Source organism: Bradyrhizobium sp. WD16, assembly GCF_024181725.1.
Lineage (GTDB): Bacteria > Pseudomonadota > Alphaproteobacteria > Rhizobiales > Xanthobacteraceae > Bradyrhizobium_A.
Genome location: NZ_CP028908.1, coordinates 5731664 through 5752846 on the forward strand (window position 1 = coordinate 5731664; position 21183 = coordinate 5752846).

17 protein-coding genes and 2 pseudogenes are annotated in these 21183 nt (G+C 63.6%); 8 read left to right on the forward strand and 11 right to left on the reverse strand.

The window, feature by feature from the left end:
• Window positions 1–71: 71 nt before the first annotated feature.
• Window positions 72–1544, reverse strand: a complete 1473-nt coding sequence (locus DB459_RS26445; RefSeq protein ID WP_253710199.1) for a glycosyl transferase family protein — start codon at window positions 1542–1544, stop codon at window positions 72–74.
• A complete protein-coding gene (gene wecB, locus DB459_RS26450; protein ID WP_256519237.1) occupies window positions 1541–4648 on the reverse strand; it encodes a non-hydrolyzing UDP-N-acetylglucosamine 2-epimerase in 3108 nt (1035 codons plus the stop codon). Before wecB ends, DB459_RS26445 begins: the two co-directional genes overlap by 4 nt.
• Window positions 4649–5231: 583 nt before the next feature.
• Between wecB and DB459_RS26455 the strand changes: the two genes are divergently transcribed.
• The 4 genes from DB459_RS26455 to DB459_RS26470 all read left to right on the forward strand — a co-directional run bounded on the left by DB459_RS26455 (window position 5232) and on the right by DB459_RS26470 (window position 9288).
• Complete coding sequence (locus DB459_RS26455) at window positions 5232–5633, forward strand: hypothetical protein (protein WP_253710207.1); 402 nt, start codon at window positions 5232–5234, stop codon at window positions 5631–5633.
• Window positions 5634–6188: 555 nt separating this feature from the next.
• Window positions 6189–7193, forward strand: a complete 1005-nt coding sequence (gene meaB / locus DB459_RS26460; protein WP_253713708.1) for a methylmalonyl Co-A mutase-associated GTPase MeaB — start codon at window positions 6189–6191, stop codon at window positions 7191–7193.
• Window positions 7190–7855 (forward strand): pyroglutamyl-peptidase I, encoded by a 666-nt coding sequence (locus DB459_RS26465; RefSeq protein ID WP_253710210.1) that lies wholly within the window; start codon window positions 7190–7192, stop codon window positions 7853–7855. Before meaB ends, DB459_RS26465 begins: the two co-directional genes overlap by 4 nt.
• Before the next feature lie 77 nt (window positions 7856–7932).
• A complete protein-coding gene (locus tag DB459_RS26470) occupies window positions 7933–9288 on the forward strand; it encodes a TIGR03808 family TAT-translocated repetitive protein (protein WP_253710214.1) in 1356 nt (451 codons plus the stop codon).
• Here DB459_RS26470 and DB459_RS26475 read toward each other — a convergent pair.
• Together DB459_RS26475 and DB459_RS27670 are read right to left on the reverse strand one after the other, a co-directional pair.
• Window positions 9241–9642, reverse strand: coding sequence for a TIGR03809 family protein (locus DB459_RS26475; protein ID WP_253710217.1), 402 nt, complete (start codon window positions 9640–9642; stop codon window positions 9241–9243). The two genes, DB459_RS26470 and DB459_RS26475, sit on opposite strands and share 48 nt — an antisense overlap.
• 639 nt (window positions 9643–10281) lie before the next feature.
• On the reverse strand, window positions 10282–10668 hold the full coding sequence (locus DB459_RS27670; protein ID WP_371926825.1) for a hypothetical protein: 387 nt from the start codon (window positions 10666–10668) through the stop codon (window positions 10282–10284).
• Window positions 10669–10719: 51 nt separating this feature from the next.
• Here DB459_RS27670 and DB459_RS26485 point away from each other — a divergent pair, with 51 nt between their 5' ends.
• The gene (locus tag DB459_RS26485; RefSeq protein ID WP_253710221.1) at window positions 10720–10980 is read left to right on the forward strand and encodes a hypothetical protein; all 261 of its coding nucleotides are present in this window, start codon (window positions 10720–10722) and stop codon (window positions 10978–10980) included.
• Here DB459_RS26485 and DB459_RS26490 read toward each other — a convergent pair.
• The 6 genes and pseudogenes from DB459_RS26490 to DB459_RS26515 all read right to left on the reverse strand — a co-directional run bounded on the left by DB459_RS26490 (window position 10955) and on the right by DB459_RS26515 (window position 14442).
• Window positions 10955–11182 carry a hypothetical protein gene (locus tag DB459_RS26490; RefSeq protein WP_253710223.1) on the reverse strand — a complete coding sequence of 76 codons (228 nt, stop codon included), beginning with the start codon at window positions 11180–11182 and terminating at the stop codon, window positions 10955–10957. The two genes, DB459_RS26485 and DB459_RS26490, sit on opposite strands and share 26 nt — an antisense overlap.
• 471 nt (window positions 11183–11653) lie before the next feature.
• Window positions 11654–12325: a hypothetical protein gene (locus DB459_RS26495; RefSeq protein ID WP_253710225.1), complete on the reverse strand. Its 672-nt coding sequence runs from the start codon at window positions 12323–12325 to the stop codon at window positions 11654–11656.
• Window positions 12322–12668, reverse strand: a pseudogene (locus DB459_RS26500) (sigma-70 family RNA polymerase sigma factor); the annotation flags it as partial. The gene DB459_RS26495 and the pseudogene DB459_RS26500, both read right to left, overlap by 4 nt.
• 162 nt (window positions 12669–12830) lie before the next feature.
• Window positions 12831–13058, reverse strand: a pseudogene (locus DB459_RS26505) (sigma factor); the annotation flags it as partial.
• A gap of 198 nt (window positions 13059–13256) precedes the next feature.
• On the reverse strand, window positions 13257–13895 hold the full coding sequence (locus DB459_RS26510; RefSeq protein ID WP_253710227.1) for an NrsF family protein: 639 nt from the start codon (window positions 13893–13895) through the stop codon (window positions 13257–13259).
• Between the two features lies 1 nt (window position 13896).
• The gene (locus tag DB459_RS26515) at window positions 13897–14442 is read right to left on the reverse strand and encodes a sigma-70 family RNA polymerase sigma factor (RefSeq protein WP_253710229.1); all 546 of its coding nucleotides are present in this window, start codon (window positions 14440–14442) and stop codon (window positions 13897–13899) included.
• 230 nt (window positions 14443–14672) lie between these two features.
• Here DB459_RS26515 and DB459_RS26520 point away from each other — a divergent pair, with 230 nt between their 5' ends.
• From DB459_RS26520 to DB459_RS26530, 3 genes are all read left to right on the forward strand, one after another.
• Complete coding sequence (locus tag DB459_RS26520) at window positions 14673–15386, forward strand: hypothetical protein (RefSeq protein WP_253710230.1); 714 nt, start codon at window positions 14673–14675, stop codon at window positions 15384–15386.
• Between the two features lie 182 nt (window positions 15387–15568).
• Entirely contained in the window at window positions 15569–16348 is a 780-nt protein-coding gene (locus DB459_RS26525) for an enoyl-CoA hydratase (RefSeq protein ID WP_253710232.1), read from the forward strand.
• A 250-nt stretch (window positions 16349–16598) separates the two neighbouring features.
• Window positions 16599–18011, forward strand: a complete 1413-nt coding sequence (locus DB459_RS26530; protein WP_253710234.1) for a TolC family outer membrane protein — start codon at window positions 16599–16601, stop codon at window positions 18009–18011.
• Window positions 18012–18017: 6 nt separating this feature from the next.
• Here the strand turns inward: DB459_RS26530 and DB459_RS26535 are convergent, their stop codons facing one another.
• On the reverse strand, window positions 18018–21134 hold the full coding sequence (locus DB459_RS26535; RefSeq protein ID WP_253710236.1) for an efflux RND transporter permease subunit: 3117 nt from the start codon (window positions 21132–21134) through the stop codon (window positions 18018–18020).
• Window positions 21135–21183: the final 49 nt, after the last annotated feature.

Sequence of the window (21183 nt, forward strand, 5' to 3'; positions counted from 1 at the left end):
GGCACCATAGCGCGGAAGCTCATCGCGCCGACCGGTCGGCTCCTGCTTGAGAGAGGCGGGCTTGATCTCGCTCATGACGATGCCAGGAACCCTTCGCCGACCTCTATCGGATAACTGTGATCCGTCTTGTCCCACACGATAGGTTTTCCGGTCATCTTGTGCCGCGAGAAAACGGCAATCGCCCGCATGGTAGCGTAGAAATTCAGGAAATTGGAGACAATCGTGCGCGGCCCGGCCATCAAGCCATCCGTCACTCCATAGATTCGTGCGGTAAAGAATGTTCTCTGAACAATCCGGTTGAGCAGCAGAAAAAAATTGAGGCCGAGCATCAGCCGAAAGCCGGCCGTATTGAGCAGCGCATATTCCAGCATCTGATCGCGCGGGAAACAACGAAATAGAAGATCAATCACGATCAGGTTCGTCATCGCGAAATAGGCCAGCAGCGCGCTCGGAGCCGTGATCAAACCTTTCCGGTCACGCAAGAAGAAATATTTGGCCCCAACGCCGCCGATCCAGCCATGGTGCGACCATCCTTGAAAGATAATGCCAATCAACCAGCGTGCCCTTTGCCTGTACGCGGCACGAAATTCCGCCGGAAAATATTCTCGCGTCGCGATCGGCAGACGCTTCGCGACGTGGACGGGGTGCGCCGCTTCGTCAAGCGTTTCGACTGTAAATTCGATAGGGAAGCGTACGAATATCTCCCGCATCCCCAATCTATGAAGACGGAAGGCGATATCGTAATCTTCGGTCAGGCTGGCTGTGGAAAACACCTCGCCCTCGTTTTCGTCGCGCAAGGCCATTACCGCGCGGCGGCTGAAACACGCGGATACGCCGGCGCACGGAACGACGCCGGTCATGCTTTCACGGACGACGAGATCTTTCGAATGCCATTCGGCGAATTCGTCCATATAGGTGCCGGCGACAAATTCACTGAAGCCACGGTGGAGGGAGTAGACAGGCAATTGAATGAGGTCCATCCTGTCAAGTAGATAATTGAAAAGTTTCAGCTCATACGGATGAATGACATCTTCGCTGTCGTGCAGGGCAATGCCAACGAATTCCCGACCGGTTCTTCGCTCATACCCGACGACCTGCGCCAACACGACGTTGAGACAGTCGGCCTTGTTGGTCGGACCATCCCGCGGAACGATTGCCATGTTGATATTCGGAAAGCGCGCCGCCACCGCCTCGACCTGCGCGATCGTTCCAGGGTCGTTCTGATAGACACCGACGAAAAACTGATAGTCGTCATAGCGCAGGAATTTGGCATTGGTATTCAGCATAGCCGCGATGACGTCCTGCTCCTTCCACGCCGGAACCACGATCGCAATCGGACGTTCAGCTCTGGCTTCGAGGGCCTCGACCTTGAGAGCTGGATATCTGGCCCTGATCCAGTACCAACGGTACAACTCGCGCAGCCAGTACCAGCAATCTATGAACAGGTCATCGATGCTGGATACGAGGATAAGGACTGTCACGGCATATGTCAGAACCTCGGAAACCTGCTGATAGGTGACGAGCGCATAAAGGAACTGGCTCATCGGTCCGCCTTGCCGCGCTGCCGTTTGAAGATGGTCTTGACGATGGCGCGGCTGCCGAACAGCAGGCCAGCCAGACTGACGGCGATGAGTCCGATCGCGAGGCCGCTCGTGCTGAATATGCGCTCGCCAAATTTCCGGACCATGTTGACGGCAGAAGGACCGCCGGCCGCGGCGCTATTCTGCCAGACTACTCCACTATTGGCGATAAGCGCGTTCGAGCCGCTGCCGAGATAGAGTGATCTGGGTTGCGGCAGATTTCCGACGTCAGTCAGTTGAACGAGCAGGGTCCGTCCATCGCTCTCGGCGGACAAGGCTGCCAGAGGTGAGTTGACCTCATAGCGAAGATTCCGTCCCTCGATTTGGTCCGCGATCGGCAGGATGACGCCACCAGGACCGACGGCTTCAAAGCGAAGCATCCCGCCAGCGCGGGACGGAGATGGTGTCCCTAAGACAACGGAAAGCCCTCTGGCATAAGGATTGAACGGCGCCAGGAGCTTCGAGGCCAATTGCAAATATGATCCGACGCTTGATGAATTGGCAGCGTCTTGCGGCAGTGCCACCTGCCCGCCGCCGCTGAATGCACGGGCAATACGGTTAAAGCCGATGCCGTCGCCATCGCCAAGGATCAAGCCGGACCCGGGGAGGATCTGCACCGGCTGTCCTCGGTCCGTCGCGGCACAATAGTGATCGCTGCGTGCGCGCTCCAGCGTCACACGAAGAGCGTTCGTGAAGCGTAACAGCGATGCCGGCAACGACACCGATATGCTGCTTTCGCCGATATCGGGTCGCTCGGCGGCGACGATCTGGTCATTGAGATAGATCGTGGCAATGGGGCGTTCGCCCGACCAGTCAGGTGCAATGAACAGTTTGAGGAAAGCGGAGTCCGGCAGACGGCCGTTGCTTGCGACAAGGGGAAAATTGAGAAGCCATTCGCCATACCGCTGGACACGCTGCGCGGGCGGCAGCGACGAAAATGCCTGAAAATTGTCACCTCTTGATTGTGATGGCGCCGGAGTGCGCGAGACCACAGCTTGTTGCCCCACCAAGGCGGCCGGTGCCGCCTGCAGCAGAAGCCCGAGCGCCGTGAAGTCGCTATTTGGATCGACCACGATGTCGAGTTTGTTATTTTTGCGTTCGATCTGGATGGAAGGGGAGCCGGGCGAGCGGCTCGCATCGAGACGGATGACCACTGTATCGTCGCCACGGGCCGAGGCGAAGCGCGGCTCCTGTCCGCGCGACGTCAAAAGGACCCCAAGCTGAAGCCCGGCCGTGGCCATCTCGGCCGACACCGACGGCTGTTCGGGTAATTGCACAAGCGGATGCCGCGGCAGTAGCGCGACTGCGTCTGCGATGGACCGCACTTGACCAATATCGACGTCGAATGCAATCCGGGTTTGGGGCGAAATAGTAACGGAATTGGCCGGATCGACGTCATCGGTGCAAGGATCGGCGCTTGCTCGCAGATCGGCTTCAAAGCGAATATTGAGGCCATCGAAGCCGCGCAACCTGTCATTGCCAAGCACAATCGAGCGCTGCAGGGGAACCAGACCACTTTTGCCGTTCAGACTCACGCCATCGACAGGCTGACCGTTGACATCAACCGAGAAGCTGCCGCGTTGCAGGGTTGGAGTCGTGGATTGCCCATCGATGATGAGGCGGGCATTGGTCACCTCTGCCTCTCGAGGCAGCGCAACGAAGACGCTCGATGTCGCGCGTCCCTGCAGCACGATGCCGTCCCTGAAACCGCGATCTTGTAGCGTCGATTCGAACGTTACAGTTTGCGCGAATGCGCACACTGGAAACAGCAGTGCCGCAATCGCCGCGCAGGCATCGAATTTCAGGGTCGACCGCCGTGGTTTGACGGTGGAGGTATGTTTATGAGGCTCGTTCGGTTGTTGTTTTGACGGACCGCTTCCTGCTGAACCGATTCGATCATGTTCGGTCGCAGATTTGTCTTCCGGCACCAGTCGCCGGCGCAGCGCACCGACAATATATTCGGCGGCGCGGCCGTTCCCATAGGGAAAGACAGGTCGTGCTACGCGCTGATACGCCTGCACGTCATCGTGCAGTTCACAGATCGCCTGCATGATGCGGTCAGGATCGGTTCCGACAAGCCTGACCGTCTCGGTTCCCAGCGCCTCTGGTCGTTCGGTGGTCTCTCTTATAACCAGGACAGGCTTGCCCAAAGCAGGCGCCTCCTCTTGCAATCCACCGCTGTCGGTGACGATCAGCCAGCTCGCCTGCATCGCCGCGACTAGCGACGAATAGCCCAAAGGTTTGCTCAAGACGATACGCGGATGCTCGCCCAGGAACCGTTGAGCCGTGCGTCTTGTGTCGGGGTTCGGATGAATGGGAAAGAATATCCCGATGTCCGGATAGCGATCGACCTCGGCACGCAGGGTCGAAAATACTCGTTCCAGAGGCGGGCCGAAATTTTCACGACGATGCGCGGTCAACAGAATGGTCCTGGCGGTGGTTGGGAAGTTTCTCGGGAGCGCCGGCTTTCGTTCTGCTGTCTCCAGCAGAGCGTCGATCACGGTGTTCCCTGTCACAAGGCAGTCAGCGGCTGGAACGCCTTCGGCGATCAGCGCGGCCATCGCTCCTGCGGTCGGTGCGCAGTGCAGCGACGTTGCCAGAGTTACAGCGCGGCGGTTGAATTCTTCCGGGAACGGCGCATCCATGTTGCCCGTGCGTAAGCCGGCTTCGACGTGCACGAAGAAAATACGGCGATGGAAGGCAACGAGTCCCGCAGCCAGAACCGTCGTCGTATCGCCCTGCGCGATCATGCAGGCCGGATTGATGGGCTCTAGTCTCGTGTCGAGACCGTCGATCACGCGGGCCAGCAGTTCCGCAAGGGATGACCGCGGGCGCGCGATCTCGATATGCTCGTCGATCCCGATCTCAAAGTCCTTGATTGCGAGATCGAGCAGGTGGGTATGTTGGCCGACGGCGATGACGTAAGGCTTCGCCCAGTGGCTCTCATTCAGGCGCTGGATGATGGGCGCCATTTTGATCACCTCGGGACGAGTGCCAATGATGCAAACGCACAAGAGACGGCCATCCTCTGAACGCCCCAAAGCCTGCTGATTGCGCGTTGTACTCATCTAGTGCCCCGGCTCTAACGCTCGTATCCCTTTGCAGCGAGCGCTCATACGAACGTGAGAACCAAAGGGACACTAGCATAGTTATGATTCTAGTGCGGTTTTGGATCTGACGCTCGTACGACGAATTCGCTGCAATGCTGAAACGAGCGTCGAATCCACCGCACTAGCGTGTCGAAACTATCGTCCCATGATGTACGCCGTCGCGAAAAACGACAATCCCAAGCCTCCACAAAGCCCCACAACTGCGCCGGCACGGTCAGCCAACCAAGCGCCGGAAAGACCGAGCACTATGGGAACGGCGAAACCGAGAAACGTGAATTGAACAGCTTTGAGCATTCAACCTCCGGAACTGCCTGGAACCGAGTTGGATTGGGCATCGACACCAACCTAATGAAGACCACGAATACGTCGGCGCGTTGATCTGCATCAATAGCGCACGTGGCAAGCGGCAGCACCGACCCAAGTGCCCGACCGGCATTCATCGACTGAGCTTGCGCCCCCGATCAGGCACCATTGGCCTGCAGCGAACTCGCGGACCGGGCGGAATTCGAAGCGTCGTCTCCATCCCGCCGTACGAGCCATCTTGCTGGTGGCCCTCCCGATGCAAACGCTCGCCGGGGGCGCGCACGCGGATTGGCCGATCGGCATGCTTAACAATTTGAATGAATTGCCGCTCAAATTGGCGATCGGATTTCAATCCGGTCCTCAGGGCTGGTCCCTAAAAGTCGGATCGTTCGATCTTCGACAGCGGGACGTTGAGATGGCTAGCAAGGGCGCCACAGTATCCACACTCGAAACCCTCATCGCCGATGGCGATAAGGGTTGGGATGCCCCTGTCGGTCTTGGTGTTCGGGGACGGGATGTCGTCTTGGTCGTCCTGGCGTGGGCCGTACTGGCGGGTTTCCTTTTGTTCCCTGCACTTCAGGTGGCGGCCTTGGGCGCTTCTGCGTTGGTAGCGTCGGCGGTCGATCTCGGGGGAGAGTAAGGATAGAATATCTCCTGAGTGGAATCTCGCCGACCAGCGTCGGCCGGTTCTGCACAGAGGAGTGCGCTCAACGCCGATCGCCCTGCATCACACGACGCCCGAGAACGACACGCCGCGATAATCCGGCGCGCGGTATCTCGCTACGTCGAGAATTAGCGATGCGCGCGCTATCGCCGGCGCGGTTCGCACATGGCTTGTTTTCATCTTCGTGGTGACCGCAGCCGATCTGATCTTTGCCTCCGGAATGGCTGACGGCGAAACGCGCCAAACGATGCAACCGGACGTAGGGCGCACCCGGTGACGGCTGGTACGGTGGATCTGACACTCGTATCAGGGATACGAACGTTAGAACCGGGACACCAGCGGGATTTTGGCCCGCGAGCAGTTCGCATGGAGCGACGCCGCACCCGAGCTGAGTGGGACCGGCGGCAATGATCACACCCACCTCTATCCACGCCCGCCCGCCCTGTCTGCCCACCCTGCTCTCTTGTATGGTGGGCACTGAAAATGAGTCCGTCCCGCCCGGCCGGCCCTTCCCCCAACCGCACCCGCCGTATGATCGCCAAACCGCAGCCCCCCGACCTCCCCTCCCTCGCCGCCCGCCTCCGCGCCGGCGACCGGGCTGCATTGGCGCGGGCGATCACGCTGGTCGAAAGCCGGCGGGCCGATCATCAAGCCCAGGCTCGCGAGCTGGTGCAGATCCTGCTGCCCTCGACCGGCGATGCGGTCCGTGTCGGGATCACCGGCTCGCCCGGGGTGGGCAAGTCCACCACGATCGACGCGCTCGGCATGGCGCTGATCGCCGGGGGCCACCAGGTCGCGGTGCTTGCCGTCGACCCCTCCTCGACGCGAACCGGCGGCTCGATCCTCGGCGACAAGACCCGCATGGCTCGCCTGTCTGCGGAACACGATGCCTATATCCGCCCCTCTCCTTCCGCCGGCACGCTGGGCGGCGTCGCCGCGAAAACCAGGGAGGCGATGCTGATGTGCGAGGCAGCGGGCTTCGACGTGGTGCTGGTGGAAACCGTCGGGATCGGCCAGTCGGAAACGGCCGTCTACGACATGACCGACTTCTTCCTCGCTTTGATGCTGCCGGGCGCCGGCGACGAGTTGCAGGGCATCAAGAAGGGCCTGGTCGAACTTGCCGACATGATTGCCGTCAATAAGGCCGATGGTGACAACCTTGCGCGGGCGAAAGCCGCCGCGGCTGAATATCGCGCCGCGCTGCACATTCTCGCGCCGCGTTCGGTCCACTGGAGCCCGCCGGTGATGACCTACTCGGCGCTGACCGGCGACGGCATCATCGAGCTCTGGCAGAAGATCCTCGCGCACCGGGACGCCATGACGGCCTCCGGCGAATTCGCCGCCCGCCGCCGCGAGCAGCAGGTAAAATGGATGTGGGCTATCCTCGAAGACCAGCTCAAGGCCGGCCTGCGCAGCGACGCGTCCATCCGCGCCCAGGTCCGTCAGATCGAGGTGGCTGTAGCGGAGGGCCGCACGACTCCATCGATGGCCGCCGCAGACCTGATGCGTCTGCTGCAGGCGAGCTGGCATCCATGACGGCGCGGCGCCTGCGGCTCCTCCTGACCGGCTTCGGCCCGTTCCCCGGCGCCCCGTTCAATCCGACGCCGGCGCTGGTAACGCGCCTCTTGCTGCTGCGCCGCCCCGCCTTGGCGGAGTTGGATCGTATCGGCCATGTCTTCGAGGTCAGCTACGGGGCCGTCGATCGCGAGCTGCCCACGCTGCTGCGCGCCCATGCTCCCGACGCGATGCTGATGTTCGGGCTCGCCCAGCGGACACCGTTCATCCGCATCGAGCGCCGCGCCCGCAACACCGTGACCGCGCTATGGCCGGATGCGGCCCGCCGGCGCGGCGCGCACGCATCGCTTGCCCCGGGCGGCGCCGACGCGCTCCTCTTCGGCGGTCATACCGATCAGCTGCTGTGCGCGTCCCGGCAGAGCGGCGCCTGGACCGAGCCGTCGCGCGATGCCGGCCGCTATCTGTGCAATTACCTCTCATGGCGGGCCATCGAGGCGACCCGCGTCTCCGATGGCCCAACGCTTGCCGCTTTCGTGCATGTGCCGCTGGTCGCGCGCGCGCCATTCTCGCGCCGCCCGTCCCCGGTACGGCGCGTCGATTTCGAGGAACTGGTGGATGCCGGCGAAGCCATGATGCTGGCCATGATCCGCCTCACCCGCCAGCAGCTGTTGGCCAGCGGTTAACCACACCCGCAGGATCGCCTCACCCGGCAAGGCGGCATCAAGTGCCGGGGCCTATTTTGGCGGGCAGGAGCGCCCGCATGAATCCCGATCGCCGCCGCCTGTTGTCTGTCTCGGCCGCCGCCCTGGCCGGCGCAGCGCTGTCGCGTCCAGCCGAAGCGGCGCCGCAGCAACTCGGGCGCGACGCCGCCCATTACGGCCTGCGCCCCGGCTCACCCGACGACCAGACCCGCCAGTTGCAGCGGGCGATCGACGACAGCGCGGCTGCCGGCGTGCCGCTGGCATTGCCCCCCGGCCAATATCGCACCGGGGCGCTGAGGCTGCCCAACGGCGCCCAGGTCATCGGAATCCGCGGCAAGAGCCGCCTGCAATTCACCGGCGGCCCTTCGCTGTTCGAGAGCCAGGGCGCGGACGGCCTTTCGCTCACCGGCCTTATCCTTGACGGCTGCGCCATTCCGCTGCCGCAGCGTCGCGGCCTGGTGCATTGCCTGCAGAGCCACGCCGTGCGAGTCACCGACTGCGAGATCGTGGCGAGCGGCGGCAGCGGCATCTGGCTGGAGAATGTCGCTGGAGAAATCCGCGGCAACAGCCTGCGCAACATCGCCGTTACTGCGGTGGTTTCGTTCGATGCGCTGGGCCTCACCGTCGCCGCCAACGTCATTCGCAACGCCAACGACAACGGCATCGAGATCCTGCGCACCGCGATCGGCGATGACGGCACGATGGTGCTCGACAATCGCATCGACGGCATTCGCGCCGGCCCCGGCGGCTCCGGTCAATACGGCAACGCGATCAACGCCTTCCGCGCGGGCAACGTCATCGTCCGCGGCAACCGGATTAGCGACTGCGATTATTCCGCGGTGCGAGGCAATTCGGCGTCGAACATCCAGATCACGGGCAACAGCATCAGCAATGTCCGGGAAGTGGCGCTCTATTCTGAATTCAGCTTCGAGGGTGCGGTGATCGCCGGCAATACCGTGGAGGGTGCGGCGGTCGGCGTCTCGGTCTGCAATTTCAACGAAGGCGGCCGCCTCGCCGTGGTCCAGGGCAATATCATCCGCAATCTCGTGCCGAAGCGGCCGATCGGCACGGCGCCCGACGACGATGCCGGCGTCGGCATCTATGTGGAGGCCGACAGCGCCGTCAGCGGCAACGTCGTGGAGAATGCACCATCCTTCGGCATTGTCGCCGGCTGGGGCAAATATCTGCGCGATGTCGCCATCAACGGCAATGTCATTCGCAACGCTCCGGTCGGTATCGGCGTCTCCGTGATCGCCGGCGCAGGCACCGCATCGGTGACCGGCAACATGATTTCGGGGGCGGCACGCGGCGCCATCGTCGGCCTCGACCACGCCCGGATCGTCACCACCGATCTGACCCGGCGGGAATCAGCCGGCTTTGCGCAGATCAATCTCGGCGCCAACACCGTGCGCTGAGAAGCCGATGGCCGGCAGCAGCGCTGCCGAGGATGGCTCAAGACCAAGCGCAGGCACGAGTGTCCCGGTTCTAACGTTCGTAGCCCTTTCCGGCAGCCCCCCTCCATCGCCCTGCAATGGACCGGGATCAGGCGGTACACCACACTGCGCTTCAGGATGCGCAGCGAGACGACGCCAACTCTCCAGCGCCGCCTTCGTCTCGCGGATGTTGGAGAGGAAATCGGCCTCGTCATGGAAGCGACGCCAACGCCCGCTGTCATAAAGCTCACTGAGATAAGCGAGCCGCTGTTCGGCGAGAGCAAGACCTCGAACGGCAAACGGACGGCTGAAGACGATCGCTGTGCGCTGAGCCATAAAATTGTCCGCGAGGGAGAAAACGGACGCACACGCAACACGAATCACTTCACCAAGTTAGGACATTTTGTGGAAAGCCGGCGCCTTGTCCAGCGTGATCATTGACAAACAATGTCGAAAGGCGCCGCGCAATCTCGGTAGCGCGCTTCAGCGCCGGCGACCTGACGTTGCGCGACGGCGCCTTGGCTCACTCAACGAACCTCAAGCATGATCGCCGCGGAAGGACACGCGCTTAGGGAGGCCAGCACCTTGGTGCCGAGCGCGGTGATCCTGTTTTCCAGCGCCTTCAGGTCGGCTTCAGTAACGCCGCCGCATCTTGCCTCGCCCCACACTTGACGTCATAGGGCATTTCCTTGTCGGCGATCTGCCCGACGAATTTGGAAGCGAGCGGATTGCCGGACGGCGCAAGGCAACGTCGCTGCGCCGCCCAACGTGAAGCCCAGCCCCCTCCCATTCCCCTTCCGATATCATTTCGTCTCTCGTCCCGGGAGTTGTGTCGCACCTCAAAAAAAGACCCGCCCGGGGGGACAACCGGGCGGGTCCAGCCGTTTCGGCGCGCGGGTGGATGGGCGCTCACGCCGAACAGCCCGAGAGAGTTGCCCTCTCACGCAGATTGGTGTCGGCAGACGCAGCGGACGTTCAATCTTGCCCGCAAATAGTCATCGAACGCAGCGCCGCAGGATCACCAAGATGCAACCATCGCGCGGGCGGCACACGCGAGAATTGAAGGAAGAGGCGTTCAGCGCGCGCTGGTCTGCGCCGCGTCGTCCGGCGGCAGCCGGCACCGGCATATCGGCGGCGGGGACCGCAGCCAAGGCATCGGCCTTGGCCGCGGTTCGCCGCGGCGAAGAACTTGTCAGCCGCATCGGTCGCAGTCACCGCGATGACATTGCGATCCGCGGCCAGAAACAGCGGCGGCGATTTCGAGCCGGCATTGCCGCTGGCCGCAACCAGAACGATTCCCTTGGCCGCGGCCGCCGCCAGGCCCTTTGCGACAAGCCCGTCCTGCCGACCGGCAAAGCCCATATTGATGACGCGGGCGCCCTGGAGGCGGCGTAATCGAGGTTGCGGAGCACCGTGAAGGACGTGCTCTCGGGCTGGCTCGACGAGGTAGCGCCGAAGGCGCGGATCCGCAGCAGGCTGACGGCGGGCGACGTGCCCATGAGCCGGCCATGGGCGGCGAGCACTGCGGCAATGCCGGTGCCGTGCGAATGTGGCGGCTCACTGCCGCCGATCGGATTGAAGGTGCCGCCGTTGGCGCCGGCAATCTCGGGACAAGTGAAATCGATGCCGGGATCGATCACCGCTACCATCACGCGATCGCCGCGGGCCAGCTGATGCGCCTGGGGCAGCCGCAGGCTGGCCAGTGCATATTGGGCGGGATCGCCCTCGCTCGCCCCACCGCCCGCTGCAGAACGAAGCGATAGTTCGGCTGCGCCGCTCGCGCCGAACCGTCGGCGACGAGCTCACCTACCACGCTCTCCACCGAACGGGCGTCGGGGATGCGCCAGCGAAACAGTGCCCCGTCGACCAACGGCATGCCTGAAACTGCACCCGGGTCAGGCGGTGACGGCGCGCCAATGCATCGGCGTCCGCATCACTCGGCGTACCGGCAATCTCGATCAGTACTTCCCTGGCGACATAGCGGCGGTCCGGTCCGGGCGCGGCGGTCCTGGGGGGCTGCCCGGCATTGCTGTTCGGATTGCTGGTCTTGGAAGCCTTGGCGCCACCGCCCGAGGGCGGCAGCGCGTCACCACCGTCGAGATTGGGCGAGTAGTGAAGATTCGATTGCGCTCGGACCGATGGTGAGACTGGGAACGCGCGGACCAACATTGATGTTGCTGATGGTCGGCCCGCACAATGCCGCCTGGGCGCAAGCGCCGTCCATCGGCGCGATCAGCAGTAGGACCGCATGGATGCCGTACAACTGCAGTGGCGGACAACCGGGGCGACGCCGAGTTGATCTGCCGCGGCATCTTCATCGCGCGCCTCCGGCTTCGAATTGCGGATCTCAGTCCGCGGGCGTGGCGAAGCCGACGATCTCCTCGGCCTGGAGCCTGGCCATCAGCTTGGTCAGTTCATTCCTGGATAGCGCCTTGTCGCCGATCTGAATGCGGATAGTACCTGCCCTCGGACCACCGACGATCACGGCATTATAGGAGCCGAGCAAAGTGCTGACCTCGGCCATGTGCGCATCGGGCTGGAAGCGCACCAGCGCAGTGGCACTGATGGCCTTCGTCGGCTGGTCCGACGCGGTACGATAGCTGCCGGACATATCCTTGACGACCACGGCGCCGATGACGCCGGCCTGCAGCACCAGAAGAAGCGCCGCGGCACCTGCGGCATAGACCAGCGTGCGGGGCGACAACGACGCCAGAAAGTGACCGAGACGTGTCGCCAGGCTCAGCTTGGCGTGCTGGGCACGGGCAGGCTCGGCATCGATTGCTGTGAACAGCTGCTGCATGGCGCGCGACGACGGCACGCCGAGGTTCTCGTTGAGGTGGATGGCATCGGAATATTCTTGCCGGATCGCAGCGTATTGGCGCGCCAGCGCCGGATCGCGCGCCAGTGCCTCCTCGACGCGGCACGCGTCGCGCGGCGCCAGGGTGCCGTTGGCATGCCAGGGCAGCAGCAGTTCAAGATCGTCCGGCAGGTTTTGCGGGCTCCGATCATCCGCGGTCATGGCCAGCCTCGTTCGACACCGGCTGCCTTGAGCAATTCGGCCAGTTTCCTCCGCGGGTAGAACAAGCGCGTCTTGACCGTATTCTCCGGGATTCCGACGATCTCCGCTACCTTTCCCACCGACTTCTCGTGGTAGTAGACGAGATCGACAATCTCTCGGTGTTCTGGCGACAATGCGGTCAAGCATTTCCTGAGAGCCTCGCCCGTGTCCTTGTTCTGGACCGCAACCTCGGGATCGTCGAACCTATCCTCGATCGCCGCTGCGGCTTCATCATCGAGTTCCGCGTCCTTGTGCGCTTAGGCTGCACGGACAGCGCCTTGAACCTCGTCATCGCCAGGAGCCAGTGTCCCGTCTCCGAATTACCGCTACGTTTGCCTCGCGCTCGCACGGTAATTCGGAGACATAGGGACACTAGCAAAATCAAAGTACTAGTGTGGCTTATGTCTCGCAATTGCCTACAGGGGCTTGCCGCAAAGGGCATAGGCAATTGCGAGACGCCACACTAGGTCGACACCGCGGAACGGCCTTCGAACTTGCCCGCCTGCAGCCACACGTCGAGGAACACCTCGCTGATTAGGTCTTCCGCGACTTGCTCGCTGCGCACGAGACGCAACGCGAAACGAAACACTCTTAATTGTAATTGGTGTCGCGCATACAACACCTACACGGCGAGCCGATCAGCGGAAGCGATCCGGGCGATCAGGTCTTGGTCTGATGCCTGGGCCACGCTCATTGTCCGGCTCGCTGGATTGGTCGGCCCCCGCCGATAACTGGTTCGAACCTCACGTTGAAAATTCTTCGCTAAATAATTGGGAAAAATGGGCGTCCAGGACGCGAACGCACGTTGATCCTGAATCGGCGCAAAAGGCCAAAGCGCCACGGTGAGATGCTGAGACTGGTAAAATGACACCTGCGCCGCCGAATACCGACGTCAGAAGCGCAGCAGGCGCGAACCGAGCCAGGCGCCAAGTCCCGCCACCAAGGCCGTTGCCAGCGTATACCAGCAGGCGACGAACAGCGGCGAATCGTCGGTGCAGTGGGCGGCGTAAAGCGTCGCGGCGAAGCCGGCCGACATCAGCCCGGCGACAGAACCTGCCAGCATGGGACGGGTCGTTGCGCCGTGGCGCAGGGCGATCAGACCTGCCGCGAGCAGTGGCAGTGACATCACCGGGATCGCGGTGAGGCAGGTCCGGGCGTTGGTGCCGACGAGGCGCGCCGTCCAGCCGACCCGCTGGGGCACTGCGAGGTCGGCAATGATGCCGAGCGCCAGCAGGCCCACCGGCAGGCCGAGCAACCACAGCCGCCGCCCGACCGGCGCCGCCGGCCGGGCCAGCATCGGCAGCAGGCCGAAGGCGGGTACCGCCAGCGCGAGGGTGACGGCGAATTTGAAGTCGAAGAACGGATTGCGTAGCGCCGAGGTAAAACCAGGCCGCAGATGCAACAGCGTCACGAATATGGTCGAGGACACCGCGGCGGCAATGATCAGGCCGACGACCAGCCACGCGGCCACCGGCTGGCCGCGCCAGTCGTTATCGGCAGCGAGAACGCGGATCAGGCGCTCGGTTTCCATGTCAGTCCTTCCTCAGCCGGGCCGCGAGCCCGGCCAGAGCGCGGTGCAGAGCAACACGTACCGCGCCTTCACTCATTGAAAATTTCTGCGCCGTCTCGCGAATCGAGGCGTTCTCCACCGCAATCGAGGCCAGCACGTCGCGCTGGCGCGGCGGCAGACCATTGACCTCTGCCGCCAGGTCGAACTTCGGCACCGGCTCCTCGCCGGCGTCGCCTGGCAGGATCTCGGTGAATTCGTCGATGTCGACAAAGACCCGGCGTCCGATCCGGCGCAGGGCGTCGATCAGCTTGTTGCGCGCAATCGCAAACAGCCAGGGGGCGAAAGGTGCTTCCGCGTCCCAGGTGTGCCGCTTGAGATGCACCGCAAGCAGGATGTCCTGCACGATGTCCTCGGCCTGGTCAGGGGACTGACCCGCACGTGCCAGCCCCCGCCTCGTCGTCGCCCGCAGCACCGGCGTCACCGCCTTCAGCAGGCGGTGATAGGCGAGCCGGTCGCCTGCCACGGCCGATCGCATCAGGTCGGTCCATTCGTCGTCGTGCTGGCGCACAGGCGCTCCCAACCGCAAATTCGCTCGCCCCTGCTACTTTGTTACGCGCTCCGAGTGCAATCACGCGATCGTGAACAATGCTGGGCTGACCGGCGGGAAGCCATGCGCGGGTGCGACCCCTGCCCCGGTTTTGCCCCTGCCTCGACCGAAGATTCCCTTTTTTCGCCCAGCTACAGACACGGCGGCGCGGCTCCCTTCCCCCACTTGGGGACGACAAAGGGGAGATTGCCATGAAATACCCGGCCAACGGGCGTTGGGCCCTGATCGTCGCTGCGGGAATTCTCGCATTCTGCGCCTCGGAGGCGCAGGCTGGCCTGTTCTCGTTCAGCACCGACACCGCCCAGGCCGATGCCGCGGCGGCGCCCCCGGCGCTGGCGCAGCAGGCGGAAACCAGCAAGCCAGCGAAGCCGAGCCGCCAAACCAAGAGCCGCCGCCACCGCACCGAGCACAGCGCCAAGGCGAAGAAGACCGAGACACCACCAGCAGCTGAAACGAGCGCCGCCGACAGCGCCGCCAAGGCCGGCAGGACCGGGGTCAGCGAGAACGCCAATACCGAAGCCAAGCCGACCATGCCGCCGGCCATCGCCAATGCCAATGCTCAGATGCTGAACCCGGCCCCGGCGCAGAGCGCGGCGGGCCCCGCGCCGACGCCGCCGGCGGCCGCGACCGAGGCCACCCCGGCCGAAGCCGCGCCGCCCGCTGAGGCTGCTGCGCCCGCCGCCGACGGCAACATCGTCGCTTCGGATGAACTCAACGACCTAGACAAGGCCGCGGTCGCCGACAAGCCGGCGCCGAGGGTGCTGCGGCCGGTGTCCGATTCGGTGCAGTCGGCAAGCGCCCCCGGCGAGGACGTCTGGGGCCACACCTCCCTGATCGGCAAGATCTTCATTGCGCTCGGCAGCGTACTCACCCTCGCCTCGGCGGCACGGATGTTCATCGCCTGAGCCTGGCCTTCCGAATCCGGAGTTTGCGTTATTCCCAGCGCCTCCCAAGGGAATTTCTGAACCATCGCACTCGCGCGCAGGCCGTCCCCGCTTGCGGCGGTCCGCCGCCGCAGGCACATTGCGCCCAAAGGTCGCCTGCGGGCCACGCAGGCTTCCAGCGTAATCGCGGGGACGAAACCAACATGGCCACTTTCGAACACATCATCGTCGAACAAAAAGGCGCGGTTGGCATCATCCGGCTCAACCGGCCGAAGATGCTCAATGCGCTGTCGTTCGGCGTCCTCCGCGAGATCGCCGCGGCGGTCGACGACCTCGAGGCCGACGACGCCATCGGCTGCATCCTGATGACCGGTAGCGAGAAGGCCTTCGCCGCCGGCGCCGACATCAAGGAGATGCAGCCCAAAGGCTTCATCGAGATGTTCAACGAGGACTTCACCGCCATCGGCGGCGACCGCGTTGCACGCTGCCGCAAGCCCACGGTTGCAGCTGTGAGCGGTTATGCTCTGGGCGGAGGCTGCGAGCTGGCGATGATGTGCGACATCATCGTCGCCGCCGATACCGCCAAATTCGGCCAGCCCGAGATCACGCTAGGCACCATTCCCGGCCTCGGCGGGACCCAGCGCCTGACCCGTGCCATCGGCAAGTCGAAGGCGATGGATCTGTGCCTGACCGGACGGATGATGGACGCCGCGGAGGCTGAACGGTCCGGCCTCGTCAGCCGCATTTTCCCCGCCGAAAAGCTGCTCGACGAAGCCATCGCCATGGCCGAGAAGATCGCATCGATGTCGCGTCCGGCTGCGGCGATCGCCAAGAGCGCCGTCAACCGTGCGCTCGAGACCACCCTCGCCGAGGGCATGAGCGTCGAGCGCGACCTCTTCCGCTCGACCTTTGCGCTGGAAGATCGTTCCGAGGGCATGGCCGCCTTTGTCGAGAAGCGTCCTCCGCGGTTCAAAAATCGTTGATCGCTCTATCGCCCCGGCTGCCGGCGCGGCGGACGCTCCAGCGCCGCGGTTGATCGGATAAATCAGGGCGCTAGCCATCGTCCGGCACTCAGGTCAAGCGAACAATGGTCGCTGAGCGCAAACGCCACAGTGACAATATTTCTCCACCGCCAGATTTGCGAGATAGGCCAGCCGGTTCTAAACATGCTCCCGTGGCACGGTTCGCGGGATGAGTCCGCGTCGGCCAAATTCTGGGGTCTTGCAGGACATCATGGCCAGGCGCGTGAGGAGAGACGATTCCCGAAGGGAACCGGCCCGTCGGCTTGCGCTGAGCATTCTCGTCCTGGGCGCGACCCTGCCTGGCTTCGCATCCGCCGAGACGCTGCAGGACGCTCTGGCCAAAGCGTACCAGAACAATCCGCAGCTCAACGGCGAGCGTGCGCGACAACGTGCCACCGACGAGAATGTGCCGCAGGCCCTCGCCGGCTACCGGCCGCAGCTGATGGCGAGCCTGTCGATCGGGCTGCAGCAGGTTCGCAACCAGCTCCCCGACAACTCCTTCCAGAGCGCCGGGTTGCGGCCCTGGACCATCGGCGTCACCGTTAGCCAGGTGCTGTTCAACGGCTTCAAGACCGCCAACAGCGTCCGTGTCGCCGAATTCCAGGTGCGCTCGGGGCGGGAGGCGCTGCGCAACGTCGGCCAAGGCGTGCTGCTCGACGCGGTTACGGCTTATATGAACGTGCTCGCCAACCAGGCCCTGATCGAGGCCCAGCGCGCCAATGTGAACTTTCTGCGCGAGACGCTGGCCATCACCCGCAAACGGCTCGATGCCGGCGATGTGACGCCAACCGACACCGCCCAGGCCGAGGCCCGGCTCAATCGCGGCCTCGCCGATCTGAATTCGGCCGAGGTGGCGCTGGCGATCAGCCGCGAGACCTATGCCCAGGTGATCGGTCAGTCTCCGGCCGGCCTCGTCGCCGCCGCCACCGTCGACCGGCTCTCGCCGCCGAGCCTCGCCGAATCGTCCTCGGTGGCACGCAATGAGAATCCGGCGATCCTGTCCGCGAGCTACGACGTTGACGTAGCTACCACGCAGATCAGCGTCGCCGAAAGCAGTCTGTTGCCCCAGGTCAGCGTCCAGGGCAGCGCCAGCCACGCCATCGACACCGATCTCACCCTCGGCACCAAGCGTACCGACCAGGCCTCGATCATCGGCCAGGCCAATGTGCCGATCTATGACGGCGGTACCGCCGCCTCCCAGACCCGCCAGGCTAAAGAGGTCGCGTCACAGAGCCGCCTCGTGCTCGAGCAGGTGCGCAACCAGACCCGCACCGCGGTCGCCAGCGCCTGGGCCACCAACGAAGGCACCAAGGTGGCGCTGCGCGCCGCCGAATCGGAGGTGAAGGCCGCGACCGTGGCGCTCGAAGGCGTGCGCCGCGAGGCTCAGGCCGGCCAGCGCACCACGGTCGACGTACTCAACGCGCAGCAGGACCTGATCAACGCCAAGAGCCGCCAGATCCAGGCGCAGCGCGACCGGGTCATCGCATCCTACACCCTGCTCAACGCCGTCGGCCGGCTCGATGTCCGCACGCTGGGGCTGAACACGCCCGATTACCTGCCCGACGTTCATTATCATCAGGTCCGCGACGCCTGGCACGGCTTGCGCACGCCGGACGGCAAGTAGTCTGGATCAGCCGCGGCGCGAGAAGGCCGCGATCAGCGCCGGCAGCGTCACCAGGATGACGACGGGCGCCAGCATCATCCCCGTCACCACCACGACCGCAAGCGGCTTCTGCACCTGCGAGCCGATGCCGGCCGACATCGCGGCGGGCAGCAGACCAATTCCTGCCACGGCGCACGTCATCAGCACCGGGCGCATCTGCAACTCGCCAGTGCGGATCACAGCGCGAATGCGATCGTACCCCTCGTCGATGAGCTGGTTGTACTGGGACAGGATGATAATGCCGTCCATCACAGCGATGCCGAACAGGGCAATGAAGCCGATCGCCGCCGACACGCTGAAGGGAATACCGCTGACTACAAGTCCCAGCACGCCGCCGAACACCGCCATCGGAATCACGCTCATGGTCAGCAGCGTGTCGACCATCGAGCCAAAATTGAACCACAGCATGACGGCGATCAACGCCAGGCTTATCGGCACGACAATGGACAGGCGTCGGATAGCATCCTGCAGATTGCCGAACTCGCCGACCCATTCCATTCGCGAGCCGGGCGGCAGCTGGACCTGCTCGGCGATCTTGTCCTGCGCCTCCTTGATGGCACTGCCAAGATCGCGCTCGCGCACCGAGAACTTGATCGGCAGGTAGCGCTCCTGCTGCTCGCGATAGATATAGGCAGCGCCCGACACCAGCTGAATGGTCGCGACCTCGCTCAGAGGAATCTGGGTGACGCCATTCGGCCCTTGGGCGCCGATCCGCAGGTTCTGGATCGCTTCGGCGCTTTTGCGGTATTCCGGCGCGAGCCGCACGATGATCGGAAAGTGCCGGTCGCTGCCTGGCTCGTAGAGATCGCCGGCGGAATCGCCGCCGATGGCGACGCGGATAGTGGCGTTGATGTCGCCCGGCGACAGGCCATAGCGCGCGGCACGGGCACGATCGATGTCGATCTGGATGGTCGGCTGGCCGAGCGAGGTGAACACCGACAGGTCGGTGACGCCGCGCACCGTCGACAACACCGACTTGATCTTGTTGGCGGTCTTGGTCAGCGCCACGAGATCGTTGCCGAACAGCTTGATCGAATTCTCGCCCTTCACACCGGATACTGCCTCGGCCACATTGTCCTGCAGATATTGCGAGAAGTTGAACTCCACCCCGGGGAATTTCTCCTGCAGCTCGGCGAGCAGCTGGGCAGTGAGGACGTCCTTGTCCCTGGTCCCGGGCCAATCGCTCGTCGGCTTGAGCGGAGCGAAGAATTCGGCGTTGAAGAAGCCGGCAGCATCGGTGCCGTCGTCGGGACGGCCGTGCTGCGACACCACCGATTCAACTTCGGGCCGGGCCTTGATCACCTTACGCATCTCGTTGACGTAGCTATTGCCGGCCTCGAGCGAGATCGTCGAAGGCAATGTGGCACGAATCCAGAGATTGCCCTCTTCCAGCTTCGGCAGGAATTCGAGGCCGAGCATGCGAATCCCGATCGCGGTCAACACCACGAGACCAACAGCGCCGCCCAGCACGATGCGGCGATTGCCCACAGCCCAGCGCAGCAGCGGCACATAGGCACGGTGCAGGAACTGAACGATTCGGGTTTCGGTCTCGTGCAGATGTGCCGGCAGGATGATGGCGCTGAGCGCCGGGGTGACGGTGAAGGTCGCGATCAGGCCGCCTGCCAGCGCATAGGCATACGTGCGCGCCATCGGCCCAAAGATGTTGCCTTCGACCCCGCTCAACGTGAACAGCGGCAGGAAGGCGGCAATGATGATGGCGGCGGCGAAGAAGATCGAGCGGGCAACGTCGGCCGACGCGCTGAAGATCGCGTGGGTCTTCATGCCCATGATCGTGTCGGGTGAAATCGCCTGCGCCTCGTCCGATGACAGCTCCGTGGTTTGCGACAGCCGTCGGAAGATCGCCTCCACCATGATCACGGTGGCGTCGACGATCAGGCCGAAATCGATCGCGCCGACCGACAAAAGGTTGGCCGATTCGCCGCGCAGCACCAGGATGATCACGGCGAAGAACAGCGCAAAGGGGATCGTGGCGCCAACGATGACCGCGCTACGCAGGTCCCCGAGGAAAATCCATTGCAGGAGGACGATGAGTCCGATGCCCACCACCATATTGTGGAGCACAGTATGCGTGGTCGTTTCGATCAGATCCTTGCGGTCGTAGATCCGCTCGATGTGCACGCCTGGCGGCAACAGGCCGGAGTGATTGATGGTGTGGACCAGTTGCTCGACCCGGGCGATGGTCGGCGAGCTCTGCTCCCCGCGCCGCATCAAGACGATGCCCTGGACGATATCGTCGGCATCATTCATCCCGGCGATGCCGAGGCGAGGCTTCTCGCCAATCGTGACCGTGGCCACGTCCTTGACCAGCACCGGGTTGCCGCCGCTCTGGGAAACCATGGTCTGGGCAAGTTCGTCAATCGAGCGGATCAGGCCAACGCCGCGTACCACCGCCGACTGAGTTCCGATGTTGACGGTGTTGCCGCCGACGTTGATGTTGGCGTTGCCGACGGCCTGGAGCAGCTGGGGCAGCGTCAGCCCATTGGCGATTAGCTTGTTGAAATCCACCTGGATCTCGTAGGTCTTGGTCTTGCCGCCCCAGCCAGTGACGTCGATCACCCCGGGCACGGCGCGGAAACGGCGCTGCAATACCCAGTCCTGCAGGGTCTTGAGATCCATCACGCTGTAATTGGACGGTCCGACCAGCCGATACCGGAAAATCTCGCCAATGGCGCTGAGCGGCGAGATCTGTGGCTGGACGTTGTTCGGCAGTGGCGCGAGCTGCCCGAGCCGGTTGAGGACCTGCTGCAGCGCTTCATCATAAGTGTAGTCGAACGAAAATTGCAGCTTCACGTCCGACAGCCCATAAAGCGAGATCGTGCGAATGGTTCGCAGATTCTTGATGCCGGCGAGCTGGGTTTCGATCGGGATGGTGATGTAGCGCTCGATCTCCTCGGCGGAGAGTCCGGGCGACTGAGTCACGATGTCGACCATCGGCGGAGTCGGATCGGGATAGGCTTCGATGTTGAGCTGACGAAAGGCGATCAAACCGCCGATGAAGACGACCGCAAACAGGCCAACCATCAGGAAGCGGCGCTCAACCGCAAGAGCGACGAGACGATCCATCAGGTGTATGCCTCAATCGGCATGGCAATGCCGGCGCCGGACGGCGCCC